The sequence below is a fragment of the Saccharomonospora sp. NPDC046836 genome (assembly GCF_040645195.1).
GTDB lineage: Bacteria > Actinomycetota > Actinomycetes > Mycobacteriales > Pseudonocardiaceae > Prauserella_A.
On sequence record NZ_JBEYXW010000017.1, the window covers coordinates 98,842 to 112,851 of the forward strand.

Here is a 14,010-nt window from a genome sequence, read left to right on the forward strand (position 1 = left end):
ACGGAGACGCTGCGCGCCGCTGTGTTCGCGAAAGGTGGCCTTGGGTGCTTTTCAGCGGTCGGCGGCTTCGAGTTCGATCGCCTTGCGCATGGTGGCCCTGGCTCGGCGGCGGTCACCCGCGATGTCGTAGGCGTACGCCAGCCGGTACCAGCTGCGCCAGTCCCCCGGCTCCGCCTCGACCTCGGCGCGCCGCTGGTCGAACCAGGCGTCGGCCGCCGCCCGGTCGACCCGTCCCGAGGGCCGCCGCGGCAGGTCGGAGACATCCGGCAGCCCGTCCTCGGCATCGAGCCGCCGCGCGAGCCGCTGCACCTGGGTGCCCGAGCGCCACGTCGTAAAGACGATCCAGACACCCAGCAGCGGCAGCAACAACACACCGACGCCGAGCAGTACCGCCACCGGCCCACCCGCGCGGATCAGCGCGACCGCCCGGCCCGCGAGCAGCACCAGGTACACCACCACTGCAGCGGTGAGGACGATGGCGACGTTGCGAGTCTTCACAGGTCGAGCACGTGTTCCAGGCCGACCGTCAAGCCGGGACGGGCAGCCACCGAGCGAATGCCGAGCAGGACACCCGGCATGAAGGACACACGGTCCAGGGAGTCGTGCCGGATCGTGAGGGTCTCCCCCTCACCGCCGAACAGGATCTCCTCGTGCGCGACGAGGCCGGGCAGACGCACCGAGTGCACCCGGACGTCGTCGACGTTGGCACCGCGGGCGCCGGCCAGCTCCGAGGTGGTCGCATCGGTGCCAGGCGCCAGTCCGGCGTCGGCGCGCGCCAGCGAGATCAGCCGCGCCGTGTGCGCGGCCGTGCCGGACGGCGCGTCCGCCTTGCGGTTGTGGTGCAGCTCGATCACCTCGGCGGAGGCGTAGTAGCGGGCCGCCTGCTGCGCGAACCGCATCGCCAGCACGGCGCCGAGCGCGAAGTTCGGCGCGATGAGCACGCCGAGGTTCGGCTTCGCACCGAGCCAGCCGGTGAGTGTGCCGAGCCGGTCCTCGGTGAACCCGCTCGTGCCGACCACGGCGTGAACACCCGCGTCGATCGCGAACCGCAGGTTGTCCATCACCACATCGGGATGGGTGAAGTCGACCAGCACGTCCGCGTCGGCGTCCGTGACCGCGGCGAGGTCCTCGCCGGTACCGACGGCCGCCACCAGCTCCAGGTCGGGGGCCGCCTCGACCGCCTTGACGGTCTGGGCGCCCATGCGCCCGCGCGGGCCGAGAACGGCGACGCGGATGGGCGCCGAGTTCTCCGTCATGCCATCACCTCATGCAGCTCATCGGGCAGGTCGCGGTCGTGAGCGTACGGCCCGACCACGACGGCGGTCGTGGGGCCACCAGGCTCGCGCAGCAGCGTGCGGGCGAGCAGGCAGACCTCCTCGGTGGTGACCGCCTCGATGCGCGCGATCGTGTCGTCCACGCCGAAGTGGTGGCCATAGTTGAGCTCGTTCTTGCCGAGCCGGGTCATCCGGGACGCGGTGTCCTCCAGGCCGAGCACCAGGCCGCCGCGCAGTTGGCCCTGCGCGCGCGCCACCTCCGCGTCAGTCAGGCCGTCCTCGGCGACCTGCCCGAGTACCTCGCGCACGACGCTCGCGACCTCGCCGAGACGATCCGGCTGGCACCCGGCGTACACCGAGAGGTGCCCGGTCTCGGCGTAGCTGGCGACCGACGAGTACACCTGGTAGGCCAGGCCACGGCGTTCCCTGATCTCCTGGAACAGCCGGGAGCTCAACCCTCCACCGAGTGCGGCGTTGAACACCGACAGAGCGAACCTGCGCTCGTCGTGCCTGCTCAGCGCGGGCATGCCGAGCATGACATGCGCCTGCTCGGTGTCGTCGGTGCACAGCACGAGCCCGCTGCCGTGGCGCACGGCGTCGCCTGCCTGGCGCGGTGGCAATGGGGCGGCCGTACCGGAGAGCCGGTCGCGTAGTGCCGTGCTCACGAGCCGCAGCACGGCGTCGTGCTCGATGTTGCCCGCGACGGCCAGCACCATCTTCGGCAACTGGTAGCGGTTCTTGTAGAAACCACGCAGCGCGACCGGTGACATGCCGGTGATCGAGGCTTCCGTACCCAGCACGGACCGGCCAAGCGGGTGACCGGCCAGTATGGTGCCGACGAACGTGTCGTGCACCAGGTCCTCGGGATCGTCGTCGCGCATGGCGATTTCCTCGAGCACCACGTTGCGCTCGGTCTCGACGTCGGCGTCGGCGCAGCTCGCGTCGAACACCACGTCGGTCACCAGGTCCACAGCCAGCGGCAGGTCCTGGTCGAGGACCTGCGCGTAGTAGCAGGTGTGCTCCTTGGCGGTGAACGCGTTCAGCTCGCCGCCGACCGCGTCGATCTCCTCCGCGATCTGCGTGGCGTCGCGACTGCCGGTGCCCTTGAACAGCAGGTGCTCGAGATAGTGGGCGGCACCGGCAACGCCGGGCTCCTCATCGCGTGAACCGATCGAGACCCAGAGGCCGACGGTCGCCGACCGCATCCCCGGCACGCTTTCGGTGATGACCCGCAAGCCGCCCGGCAACACCGTGCGTTTCACCAGCGATCCGTCGGCGCCGGATTCCAGCGTGCGGGTGGTGCCGGCGGGCTGCTCGTGCCCAGAAGTTCTTAGCGCCATGAATCCTTGACTCAGGTCTGCCATGAACGACCCGTCACCGACGAACGGACGTCGGTGACGGGTCGTTCACGACCTCTCGACGGGGGTGTTACTGGCCGGCGTCGGCCTTGTTCTCCGGCTTCGCCTCGGACTTGTCCGGCTTCTCCGCCTTCTCGCCCTCGGCGGCCTGCTCCTCGTCGTCCTTGACGACGATCAGGCTGATCTTGCCGCGGTTGTCGATGTCGGCGATCTCGACGCGGAGCTTGTCGCCGACGTTGACCACGTCCTCGACCTTGGCGATGCGCTTACCGTTGCCCAGCTTCGAGATGTGCACCAGGCCGTCCTTGCCCGGCAGCAGGGAGACGAACGCACCGAACGCGGCCGTCTTCACCACGGTGCCGAGGAAACGCTCGCCGACCTTCGGCAGCTGCGGGTTCGCGATCGCGTTGATCTTGTCGATGGCGGCGGAGGCCGAAGGGCCGTCCGCGGCACCGACGTAGATCGTGCCGTCGTCCTCGATGGAGATGTCGGCGCCGGTCTCCTCGGTGATCGAGTTGATCATCTTGCCCTTCGGGCCGATGACCTCGCCGATCTTGTCGACCGGGATCTTCACGCTGGTGACCCGCGGTGCGTACGGGCTCATCTCGTCGGGCTCGCTGATCGCCTCGGCCATGACCTCGAGGATCGTCAGCCGGGCGTCCTTGGCCTGGTTGAGCGCACCCGCGAGCACGTCGGAGGGGATACCGTCCAGCTTGGTGTCCAGCTGCAGCGCGGTGATGAAGTCCTTGGTGCCGGCGACCTTGAAGTCCATGTCACCGAAGGCGTCCTCGGCGCCGAGGATGTCGGTCAGCGCGACGTAGCGGGTCTCGCCGTCGACCTCGTCGGACACCAAGCCCATCGCGATACCCGCGACCGGCGCCTTGAGCGGCACGCCCGCGTTGTAGAGGCTCATCGTGGACGCGCAGACCGAGCCCATCGACGTGGAGCCGTTGGAGCCCAGCGCCTCCGACACCTGCCGGATCGCGTACGGGAACTCCTCGCGCTTGGGCAACACCGGCACGAGCGCGCGCTCGGCCAGCATGCCGTGGCCGATCTCGCGCCGCTTCGGCGAACCGACGCGGCCGGTCTCACCCGTGGAGAACGGCGGGAAGTTGTAGTGGTGCAGGTAGCGCTTGGTGGTCTCCGGCGCCAGCGTGTCGAGCTGCTGCTCCATCCGCAGCATGTTCAGCGTCGTCACGCCGAGGATCTGGGTCTCACCGCGCTCGAACAGCGCCGAACCGTGTGCCCGCGGGATCACGGCGACCTCGGCGGCCAGCTGGCGGATGTCGGTGATGCCCCGGCCGTCGATACGGACCTTGTCCCGCAGGATGCGCTGGCGAACGAGCTTCTTGGTCAGCGCGCGGAACGCGGCGCCGATCTCCTTCTCCCGGCCCGCGAAGGTCTCGCCCTCGCCGATGCCGACCTTCTCCAGGACGGCGGCCTTGACCTCGTCGGTGGCGTTGTCGCGGTCCTGCTTGCCGGCGATGGCCAGTGCCTTGGTGAGGTCCTCGGAGGCCACCGCGGCAACGGCGTCGAAGGCGTCCTGCTGGTAGGCCGGGAACAGCGGGAAGTCGCCGGTCGGCTTGGCGGCCGCCTCGGCAAGCCGCTGCTGGGCCTCGCACAGCACCCGGATGAACGGCTTGGCCGCGGCCAGGCCGTCCGCCACAACCTGCTCCGTCGGCGCGGTGGCGCCGTCGGCGATCAACTCGATCGTCTTGTCGGTGCCCTCCGCCTCGACCATCATGATCGCGACGTCAGAGGCACTGTCACCGACAATGCGGCCGGCCACGACCATGTTGAAGGTCGCCTTCTCCAGCTGCGACCAGGTCGGGAACGCCACCCACTGGCCCTCGATCAGCGCGACCCGCACGCCGCCGATCGGGCCGGAGAACGGCAGCCCGCCGATCTGGGTGGAGGCCGACGCGGCGTTGATCGCCAGCACGTCGTAGGGGTCGTCGGGGTGCAGGCTCTGCACGGTGATGACGACCTGGATCTCGTTGCGCAGCCCGTCGGCGAACGACGGCCGCAGCGGCCGGTCGATCAGCCGGCAGGTCAGGATCGCGTCGGTGGAGGGCCGTCCCTCCCGGCGGAAGAACGCGCCGGGGATGCGCCCCGCCGCGTACATGCGCTCTTCCACGTCCACGGTCAGCGGGAAGAAGTCGAAGTGCTCCTTCGGCTGCTTGGAGGCCGTGGTGGCCGACAGCAACATGGTCTCGTCGTCCAGGTAGGCGACGACCGCGCCGGCCGCCTGGCGGGCCAGCCGGCCCGTCTCGAAGCGGACCGTGCGCTTGCCGAACCGGCCGTTGTCGAGCACGGCTTCTGATTCGTGCACGGTGGTGCCGCTTGCATCTGTCATTGGTGAGTTACTCCTCGTACGTCTGGGCAGCGCACACCCCCACCCATTGGGGCACGCTCGAGGTACGAGGCCGGTCATCGATCGAAGCCCCCGGGAATGCTCCCGGAAGCCACTACCGAGGACCGGCTGGGGCGTCCTCGTGCGCGGTGCGCTGGCCCTGTTCTTTTCTTGCTTGTTGTACCGAGGGGGAGCGACCCAGCGGGTCACTCCCCCTCGGAGTTGGTCATCGGCGGAGGCCGAGGCGCTGAATCAGCGCGCGGTACCGCTCGACGTCCACCTTCATCACGTAGTTGAGCAGCCGGCGACGACGGCCGACCAGCAGCAACAGGCCGCGACGGGAGTGGTGGTCGTGCTTGTGCACCTTGAGGTGCTCGGTGAGACCGACGATCCGCTTGGTGAGCAGGGCCACCTGGGCCTCAGGCGATCCGGTGTCCGAGTCGTGGAGACCGTACTCGGAGAGGATTGTCTTCTTCTGGTCGGTGGACAGCGCCACTCGCATACTCCTTGGATCTGTGCCGTGATGTGCAAGACGGTCTCGGCCGCCACGGACCGCAGCCGGACTCAACTGTCGAGGGTATCAGGGCGCCTTCGGCCACACCGGCTACCCGAGCCGGAACCGCTCGACCGTGGTGTACACGGGCCCGGTCGGCTTCGGGTCGCTGCGCATCAATACGGCGTCGGCGGCCAGCCACTCCGGGCTGCGGTACTCGGCCAGCAGCCGGGCCCACGCCGCGAGCGCCTGTGGCCGATCACCCCTGGCGAGGGTCACATGGCCCTGGAACTCGCGATCGTCCTGCTCCGGCCATACCGCACCGGCCAGTTCCGTCAGCCCGCTCCCGAGAACCCCGGTCCAGAGTACCCCGGGGAAGGTGCCACCGCCCGCCAGTGTGAGCGTCGGCGCTGGGAGACCGGTCACCCGCTGCTCGAGCCAGCCTGCCCGCGACTGCGGATCGTCCAGGCCGTAGAAGCCGAGCGTGACGTGCCACTGCGCCGCCTCGATCCAGCGCAGTCGCCGCGCGCCGGCACCCCGCGGATGCCGGTCGAGCTCAGATTGCAGTGAGGCGACCACCTCGTCCGGCAGGAGCACGGCGCTGAACAGCCGAGCCTGCCCGGCCGGCACCATCAGGCTCCCTTACCCGCCCGGCGCAGAAGGTCGGCGATCGCCGGGAAGTCGGTATCCAGCCGCTCGGCGGCGTCGACGAGGCTCTCGTCCTCCGCGACCTCCCGCAGCGCCGCCAGCACGGCCTGGTCGTCCGGACCCGCGCCCACCGGGAAGGCGTCCCTGCTCACGGTGGGCCTGGCGTTCTTGACGTCCTCGAGCGCCGCCCGGATCGCTGCCTTGCTGCCCGCGGCGACCTCGGGCGTCAGCACCTTGCGCTCGAGCATGATCAGCCGCGCGAGCACCACCGGGTTGCCGATCTTGGCCCGCCTGCCGCTCATCACCTGGCTGAGCATGGGCGCGCTGATACCGAGCACCTCGGCCAGGTAGGCCTGCGAGACATCGAAGGCGACCACGAGCCTGCGCACCCGGTCACCGAGCGGTTCCCCGTACCACTCCCGTTGTAACGCGATGTTGCGCTGGACGATCTTGTGGTCCTCCACGTTCAGACCTGCTCCCCTTGACAACTCGGTTCGGAGCCGGCCGGCGGCTCCGCACCAGCATTTTGCCAGGCTCGCGCCGCTACGCGGGGGCGAATGGACCAGGCGTTCGCATTTGCACCCGCCCGGGTACGCCGATCAGCCGCTGCCCAGCACGTCACGCGTCCGGGTGACGTCGTCGCCGATCCGGTCGACCAGTGCGTCGACGCTGTCGAACCGGACCTGCCCACGCAACCGGGCGACGAAGTCGAGCGCCACGTGCTGGCCGTAGAAGTCCTCGTCGACGTCGAGCACGAACGCCTCGACGGTGCGCTCCCGCCCGGAGAACGTCGGGTTGGTGCCCACCGAGACCGCAGCGGGCAACCGCTCGTCCGGCTTGGCCGAACGGACGAACCAGCAGGCGTACACGCCGTCCGCCGGGATCGCCGCGTAGCGCGGGGTGGACAGGTTCGCCGTCGGGTAACCGAGGTCGTGCCCGCGGCCGTCACCACGCACCACGATGCCGTCCAGCCGGTGCGGCCTGCCGAGCGCTTCCCCGGCAGCGGCCACGTCCCCGGCGTCGATGCAGGACCGGATGTAGGTGGAGGAGAACGTGATCTCGCCGTCGTCCTGCTCCGGCAGTGTGCGGCCCTGCAGCTTGGCGCCGTGTGCCACGAAGCCGAACCGCTTGCCCAGCGCCCGCAACGTCGCCACATCGCCAGCGGCCTTGTGCCCGAACGTGAAGTTCTCCCCCACGATCACCGCGGCCGCGTGCAGCTGGTCGACAAGGACCTCGTGCACGAACTCGTCCGGCGTCAGCCGGGACAGTTCGAGCGTGAACGGCAGCACCGCGAAGACGTCGACGCCGAGCTCCTCGACCAGGTCGGCCTTGCGGCGCAACGTGGTCAGCTGCGCCGGGTGGCTACCCGGCCGGAGCACCTCGGCGGGATGCGGGTCGAAGGTGAGCACCACGCTCGGCAGGCCGCGCTGCCGCGCCGCCTCCACCGTCCTGCTGATCAACGCCTGGTGCCCACGGTGCACCCCGTCGAAGACTCCTATCGTGACGACGCACCGCCCCCAGCCACCGGGCAGGTCCGTCAAACCGCGCCAACGCTGCACGAGCTGCAGCGTAGCCGCCGGGGCCTGGCCGCCTCGCATTAGGCGGGAGCCAGCACGACGACGGGCCGCGCGACCTCGCGCTCCTCGGCGGCGAGCGCGAGCACCCGGCCCTCCGGGTCGAAGATCCCGTAGACGCCCTGGACACCGGCCGCGGGGATGGCCTGCCCGTTCCGCACGGCCCGCGCCGTGGCGGCATCGACGTCACGCCGCGGGAACGCCGTCGCCACGGCCTCGTCCAGGGTCAGCGAGAGCGCGGGCTGCTGCTCGATCGCCTCGAGCGTGCGGGCGGCGGCGAGCGTGAACGGGCCCACCGTGGTACGCCGCAACGCGGCGAGGTGGCCACCGACACCGAGAGCGCCGCCGAGGTCCCTGGCCAGCGCCCGCACGTAGGTGCCGGAGGAGCAGTCGATCATCGCGTCCAGCTCGATGCGGCCCGGCTCACGCCGGGTCGCCAGCACGTCGAAGCGGTAGACCGTGACCGGCCGCGCCGCGAGCTGCACGTCCTCACCGGCGCGCACCCGCGCGTAGGCCCGCTTGCCCTCGACCTTCACCGCGCTCACCGCGCTGGGCACCTGCTGGATGTCACCGGTGAGCGCGGCAACCCCGCCCCGGATCTGCTCGCCGGTCACCGCGGCGGGGTCCGCCTCGGACAGCACTTCGCCCTCCACGTCATCGGTGGTGGTGGCCGCGCCGAGCGCGATCGTGGCGAGGTAGGTCTTGCGGTCGAGCCCGAGGTGCCAGAGCAGCTTCGTGGCGCGCTCGATGCCGAGCACCAGCACACCGGTCGCCATCGGGTCGAGCGTGCCGGCGTGACCGACCTTGCGGGTGCCCATGATGCGGCGGGCCCGCGCGACGACATCGTGGGACGTCATACCGCCCGGTTTGTCGACGATCAGCAGGCCGGGAGGCGGAGGAGGCTGTCTAGGCACGGCCGCACACTGTACGAAACCCCGGTTCACGCCACGGCGGGTACCCGGTCCCAGTCCGGCAGGGAGGTGTCCCACGGCCTGCGGCGCAGCTGCACCGGCACGGCCTCCCCGCGTGCCTGCGCCGCGAAGACCGCCGCACGGGCCCGCAGGTACCACACAGCCATCCGCCAGGAGCCGAACACGAGCACGACGAGTACCGACAGCAGCGCGATCCGGAAGTTGCCGCCGGTGGCCTCCAGCAGCACGCCGATGGCCAGTGCGGTCACGGTGGTCGCGGCGAACCCGCCGACGTTGACCACCCCGGTCGCGGTACCGACGCGCGGTAGCGGGTTGTAGTCCCTGGCCAGCGCGAAGCCGACCGTGGACAGCGGGCCGCCGAGGGAGAGTAGGGCGAACGCCGGCACGAGCACGACCAGCGGGATCCGCCCTGGCCAGCTGAGCAACACCGTCCAGACCACCGCGCTGCCCGCCAGGAACGTGATCGCCAACGGCATCCGCGCCTCGGGCCTGCGCCCGATGAAACCGCCCAGCACCGGGCCGCCGAGCATGGCACCGACCACGAACACCACCAGCAGCGAGCTCGCCGTCGTGACCGAGTACCCCTGGCCCTGCACCAGGAACGGCACTCCCCACAACATGACCAGCACGTTCGAGCCGAACATGGTGGAGAAGTGCGTCCAGAAGCCCAGCCGGGTGCCCGGAACCCGCACGGCCGTGAGGACCTGCCTGCCGACGGCGCGCGCGGGAACGGGCAGCGATTCGGTCGTCCTGGCGGTGGGCGTGTCGTGCACGCGCCATTGGACGACGGCGACGAACACCACGGTCACGAGACCGGCGACGAGGAACGTGGGCAGCCAGCCAGGACCGGAGAGCAGCAGGCTCAGCGGCACGGTCGCCGCGAGGTTGCCTGCGAAGCCGAGTGCCCCGGTGAGCGCGGTGACCAGCATGTACTGCCTGGCCGGGAAGTGGTTGGCGGCGAGTCGCAGGACGGAGACGAACGTCATCGCGTCCCCGACACCCAGTACAGCACGGGCGATCAGGCCGAGTGCGTAGGTGTCGGCGACGGCGAGCAGGACCTGTCCGGAGCCGAGGAACACCAGCGCGGCGGTGAGCACCGCACGCGGACCGAACCGGTCGACGATGACCCCCGTGGGGATCTGCATGGCGGCGTAGACGCCGAGCTGCAGCACCGTGAAAGTGCTGAGCGCGGTGGCACCGACCTGGAAGCGGTCGGCGGCTTCGAGTCCCGCGACCCCGAACGAGGTGCGGTGAAAGACGGCGAGGACGTAGACGAATGCGGCGGTCAACCAGATCAGCCACGACCGCGCGCTGGCTCGCGCGGCCGCCGGGCTCCGGGACGGCAAGAAAACCCCTTCCCCTAGCAGGACATTTCGGACCACAGGGGACGCCTGCGCCGCCGTCCCGATACTTGTATCGACTAAGCAACACAGAAACATACCTGTTACAGACGTGCGTTTCGCCACACGTCGCACTGCGCCGGGTTCACGGGCGCACCGCGCCCACCACCGCCCAGTTCCCACCGCGCCAGCGCGCCACCACGAACACCAGGCGCAGCAGCATGAACAGGCTCAGTCCGGACCAGATCCCGACCAGTCCCCAGCCGAAGCCGAGCGACGCCCAGATCAGCGGCAGGAAGCCGAGGATCGCGCTGGCCAGCGTCGCGTTGCGCAGGAAAGCGGCATCGCCCGCGCCGAGCAGCACGCCGTCGAGGGCGAACACCACACCGGCAATGGGCTGCAGGGCCACGAAGAACCACCAGGCGTTGGGGATCTCGGCCAGCACCCCGGCGTCGGAGGTGAAGGCCTGCGGCAGGAGCTGGGACAGCGCCGCGAACACCACACACAGGACGCAGCCGAAGATCAGCCCGTAGCGAGCGAGCTGCGCGGCCACCCCGCGCGCGCTGCGCTCCGAACCGGCGCCGAGCGCGGCACCGATGAGCGACTGGGCGGCGATGGCGACCGAGTCGAGCACCAGCGACAGGAACGTCCACAGCTGCAGCACGACCTGGTGGGCGCCGACCGCCTCGGTCGAGGTGCGTGCCGCCACCGTCGCCGCGGACAGGAAGCAGGCCTGGAAACCCAGGCTGCGCAACACCAGATCACGCCCGAGCCGCAGCTGTGCCCACATGACCGACGGCCGCGGGCGCAGCCGCGCACGTTCCTTGCCGAGCGCGGCGAGGAACAGACCACCGGAGATGGTCTGCGCCACCACATTGGCCACCGCCGAACCCTCCAGCCCCAGGCCGGCCGGGTAGACCAGCACCGGGCACAGCACCGCCGAGATCGCGTTGCCCGTCAGGACGTAGCGCAGTGGCCGCACCGTGTCCTGTACGCCGCGCATCCAGCCGTTGCCGGCCATGGTCACCAGGATCATCGGTGTCCCGAGGAGCGCGATGCGCAGCCACGACACGGCCTCGGCGGTGATCGCATCGTCGCCGGACATCGCCCGCGCGACCGGTTCGGCCAGTAGCTGCCCTGCGGCGACGATGACGAGACCGACCGCGAGGGCGAGCCACGTTGCCTGGACACCCTCCTCGACGGCATCGGCGCGGCGACCGGCACCGTGCAGCCGGGCCGTGCGCGCGGTCGTGCCGTAGGAGAGGAAGGTCAGCTGCGTCGACACCAGCGACAGCAGCACGCCGCCGAGCGCGAGACCGGCGAGTGGCAGTGCGCCGAGATGCCCGACGACAGCGGTGTCCACCAGGACGTAGAGGGGTTCGGCCGCGAGCACGCCCAGTGCCGGGGCAGCGAGCCCGAGAACCCTACGCGGGGGAACACGTTCGTTGATCACGTCGGCCACCTGGCGAGCGTAACCGGGGTGTCCGACACCCTCCGTTACGCTGATGTCCGATGCCCGAGTACGCGATCCTCATTCTCCCGTCGGCCAACCGCGTCTACACCGAGACGTCGAGCCGCCTGCTCCGTGCGGAGCTCGCGGTGTTCGGCGCGACCGTGCTGTCGGCACCGGTGACCGATGCCGACCTCCGCACGATCGGCGGCGCCGAGTACGTCACCTTCACCACACAGACACCGCTGGCCGAGACGGACGTGGCCTACCTGTCGAACCTGTCGTCGGCATACGTGCTGTTCGAGGTCGCCGGTGAGCTCCTACGGCCGCTTCCCCTGCACCGGCTCGACAAGTTCGACTCGGACCTGCTGACGATCCAGAAGTACAGCGGCAAGACCAACGAGCTGTTCACCAAGCTGCTGCTGAACCTCACCGTGCTCTCCACCACTCGCCCCGCCGGGTTGCTGGAGCGGCCACTGCACGTGCTGGATCCGTTGTGCGGCAGGGGAACCACGCTCAACCAGGCGATGATGTACGGCTACGACGCCACCGGGCTGGACGTGGACAGCCGGGATTTCGAGGCGTACCAGCAGTTCATCAAGACCTGGTTGCGCAGCAAGCGGATCAAGCACACCGCGGAGGCGACGTCGTTGCGGCGCAACAAGGTTCGCCTTGGCCGCAGGCTGGACATCGAGTACGGCAGCACCAAGGAGCAGTACAAGGCAGGCCACACCCGCCGGATCAGCTACCTCAACTGCGACACGCTCCACACCGACGAGCTGCTGCGCAACAACTCGGTGGACGTCATCGTCACCGACGCGCCGTACGGCGTGCAGCACGGCAGCCGCACGCCCGACGCGGCGCTGGCGCGGAGCCCACGGGATCTGCTCGCCGCGGCCGTCCCGGTGTGGAGCCGGGTGCTGCGCACCGGCGGCGCGCTCGGCATCTCGTGGAACACCTACGTGGTCAAGCGGGACGAGCTGGCCGAGATCGTCACCAACGCCGGCCTTTCGGTGTGCGAGGGTGGCCCCTACGACCAGCTCGCCCACCGCGTGGACCAGGCGATCCTGCGTGACGTGCTGGTGGCGCGGAAGGACTCGTGAGCCGCGGTCAGCCCGCGGGCACCAGTTCAACCCGGCAGCACCCCATCGCGGCACGAGCCAGCCTGGAATCGGACGTCACCAGCGTGAGACCTCGAGCCTCGGCAAGCGCGACGTAGGGCGCGTCGTATGCGCTGATGTTCGCGCGCAGTTGCCACATCCGGGCGAGGAGGCCACTGAGCGAAACCGTCTCGATGCCGAGTCGCGGCAACAGCCCGACAGCCCGCACGGCATGCTTCTCCTCGATCTTGCCACCCAGAGCGAGTCCCCTGATGACAGAGAAGACCTCGGCCGTCCAGTGCTCCGGCGCGGCCCACTCGAGGTCCCGGCCCAACACTTCGCGAGCACGCCGCCCTCGCACATCGGCATACAGCAGCATGCTCGCCAGGACCGAGGCATCGACAACGATCACTCCAGGCCACGCTCCGGCCGCGCCTGTGTCAGCAGAGCCGCTGCGTCGGGCGCGTCCTCCGCAGCGCCCCCGCCCTCGGTCAGATCCTGTTCGATCTCCGCAAGGAGTTCCCGGTTACGGCCGAACGCAGCCTGCCTGCGCAGGACATCCAGCAGGAAAGCCTGGAGCGACTGCCCACGCTCTCGCGCGTCACGCACCAAGGCGTTCTTCACGTCGTCGGACACTTCCCTGATTGTCAGCACGCTCATGTCAGCATTATGCAGTCATTGGTACTGCGAAATCAATGCGGCAGGCTACTCGGCGTCGGGTTCACGCGGCACGCGGTAGGGGTCGGCGTCGCCTGCGGGCTGGGCGCCCGTGGCCTGCCGCGCGACCTCGGCGTCGGCCTCGCGGGCCTGCGCCAGCAGCTCGTCGATGTGCCGGGCGTCGGTAGGCACCGTGTCCGCCACGAACGTCAGAGTCGGTGTGTACCGCACCCCGGTGCCCTGGCCGACCTTGGTGCGCAGCACGCCGCGCGCCGACTCCAGCGCCGCGGCGGCACCCGCGAAGTCCGGGGCCGTGTCGAGCTTCTCCCCGAGCACCGTGTAGTACACCGTGGCATCGCGGAGGTCGCCGGTGATCTTCGCGTCGGTGATCGTCACGTTACCCAGGCGCGGGTCCTTGATCTCGTGCTCGATCGCGGACGCGACGATCTGCCTGATCCGCTTGGCCAGCCTCCGTGCGCGAGCCTGATCGGCCACGACGCACCCCCTTACTTGTTCTCAACCAGCCATCAGTCTTCGGGGTCGAGCAGCCGGCGGCGTACCGACAGCAACTCGACCTCGGGCCGTGCCGCGACGAACCGTTCACAGGCGTCCAGCACGTCCCGCACATGCTCGCCGTCCGCCGCCACGACGGCTATGCCGACCAGCGTGCGCCGGTGCAGGTCCAGGTGACCGGCCTCGGCGGCAGCCACATCGAACCGCTTGCGCACGTCGGCCAGCAGCGGACGCACGAGTGAACGCTTCTGCTTCAGCGACCGGACGTCACCGAGCAGCAGATCCAGCTCAAGGGAACCAACGAACATGATGATGCAC

General features: G+C 69.9%; 16 protein-coding genes. 1 reads left to right on the plus strand and 15 read right to left on the minus strand.

All coding sequences use genetic code 11. The features are described from left to right. Positions 1 to 51: 51 nt before the first annotated feature. From ABZ863_RS20190 to ABZ863_RS20240, 11 genes are all read right to left on the minus strand, one after another. A complete protein-coding gene (locus ABZ863_RS20190; protein WP_358537741.1) occupies positions 52 to 498 on the minus strand; it encodes a tetratricopeptide repeat protein in 447 nt (148 codons plus the stop codon). Further along, a complete protein-coding gene (dapB, locus tag ABZ863_RS20195; protein WP_358537744.1) occupies positions 495 to 1,256 on the minus strand; it encodes a 4-hydroxy-tetrahydrodipicolinate reductase in 762 nt (253 codons plus the stop codon). The genes ABZ863_RS20190 and dapB overlap by 4 nt, the downstream gene beginning before the upstream one ends. Then, complete coding sequence (locus ABZ863_RS20200; protein ID WP_358537747.1) at positions 1,253 to 2,614, minus strand: pitrilysin family protein; 1,362 nt, start codon at positions 2,612 to 2,614, stop codon at positions 1,253 to 1,255. The genes dapB and ABZ863_RS20200 overlap by 4 nt, the downstream gene beginning before the upstream one ends. A gap of 88 nt (positions 2,615 to 2,702) precedes the next feature. Then, entirely contained in the window at positions 2,703 to 4,988 is a 2,286-nt protein-coding gene (locus ABZ863_RS20205; protein WP_358537750.1) for a polyribonucleotide nucleotidyltransferase, read from the minus strand. A gap of 223 nt (positions 4,989 to 5,211) precedes the next feature. Then, a complete protein-coding gene (gene rpsO, locus ABZ863_RS20210) occupies positions 5,212 to 5,481 on the minus strand; it encodes a 30S ribosomal protein S15 (RefSeq protein WP_358537752.1) in 270 nt (89 codons plus the stop codon). A 108-nt stretch (positions 5,482 to 5,589) separates the two neighbouring features. Further along, entirely contained in the window at positions 5,590 to 6,111 is a 522-nt protein-coding gene (gene thpR, locus ABZ863_RS20215; RefSeq protein WP_358537755.1) for an RNA 2',3'-cyclic phosphodiesterase, read from the minus strand. Continuing rightward, entirely contained in the window at positions 6,111 to 6,590 is a 480-nt protein-coding gene (locus ABZ863_RS20220; protein ID WP_358537757.1) for a helix-turn-helix transcriptional regulator, read from the minus strand. The genes thpR and ABZ863_RS20220 overlap by 1 nt, the downstream gene beginning before the upstream one ends. Positions 6,591 to 6,725: 135 nt before the next feature. Next, positions 6,726 to 7,685: a bifunctional riboflavin kinase/FAD synthetase gene (locus tag ABZ863_RS20225; RefSeq protein WP_358537760.1), complete on the minus strand. Its 960-nt coding sequence runs from the start codon at positions 7,683 to 7,685 to the stop codon at positions 6,726 to 6,728. Between the two features lie 38 nt (positions 7,686 to 7,723). After that, a complete protein-coding gene (gene truB / locus ABZ863_RS20230; protein WP_358537762.1) occupies positions 7,724 to 8,614 on the minus strand; it encodes a tRNA pseudouridine(55) synthase TruB in 891 nt (296 codons plus the stop codon). 26 nt (positions 8,615 to 8,640) lie between these two features. Beyond that, positions 8,641 to 9,978: an MFS transporter gene (locus ABZ863_RS20235; protein WP_358537764.1), complete on the minus strand. Its 1,338-nt coding sequence runs from the start codon at positions 9,976 to 9,978 to the stop codon at positions 8,641 to 8,643. Between the two features lie 139 nt (positions 9,979 to 10,117). Continuing rightward, positions 10,118 to 11,434 (minus strand): MATE family efflux transporter, encoded by a 1,317-nt coding sequence (locus tag ABZ863_RS20240; protein WP_358537766.1) that lies wholly within the window; start codon positions 11,432 to 11,434, stop codon positions 10,118 to 10,120. A gap of 50 nt (positions 11,435 to 11,484) precedes the next feature. Here ABZ863_RS20240 and ABZ863_RS20245 point away from each other — a divergent pair, with 50 nt between their 5' ends. Continuing rightward, entirely contained in the window at positions 11,485 to 12,525 is a 1,041-nt protein-coding gene (locus ABZ863_RS20245; protein WP_358537769.1) for an SAM-dependent methyltransferase, read from the plus strand. Positions 12,526 to 12,532: 7 nt separating this feature from the next. Here the strand turns inward: ABZ863_RS20245 and ABZ863_RS20250 are convergent, their stop codons facing one another. The 4 genes from ABZ863_RS20250 to ABZ863_RS20265 are packed head-to-tail and all read right to left on the minus strand — an operon-like array spanning position 12,533 to position 14,000. After that, positions 12,533 to 12,934 carry a type II toxin-antitoxin system VapC family toxin gene (locus ABZ863_RS20250; protein ID WP_358537771.1) on the minus strand — a complete coding sequence of 134 codons (402 nt, stop codon included), beginning with the start codon at positions 12,932 to 12,934 and terminating at the stop codon, positions 12,533 to 12,535. After that, complete coding sequence (locus tag ABZ863_RS20255) at positions 12,931 to 13,182, minus strand: hypothetical protein (protein WP_358537773.1); 252 nt, start codon at positions 13,180 to 13,182, stop codon at positions 12,931 to 12,933. Before ABZ863_RS20255 ends, ABZ863_RS20250 begins: the two co-directional genes overlap by 4 nt. A gap of 45 nt (positions 13,183 to 13,227) precedes the next feature. Next, positions 13,228 to 13,674 carry a 30S ribosome-binding factor RbfA gene (gene rbfA, locus ABZ863_RS20260; protein WP_358537775.1) on the minus strand — a complete coding sequence of 149 codons (447 nt, stop codon included), beginning with the start codon at positions 13,672 to 13,674 and terminating at the stop codon, positions 13,228 to 13,230. Positions 13,675 to 13,706: 32 nt separating this feature from the next. Continuing rightward, positions 13,707 to 14,000 (minus strand): DUF503 domain-containing protein, encoded by a 294-nt coding sequence (locus tag ABZ863_RS20265; protein ID WP_358537777.1) that lies wholly within the window; start codon positions 13,998 to 14,000, stop codon positions 13,707 to 13,709. Positions 14,001 to 14,010: the final 10 nt, after the last annotated feature.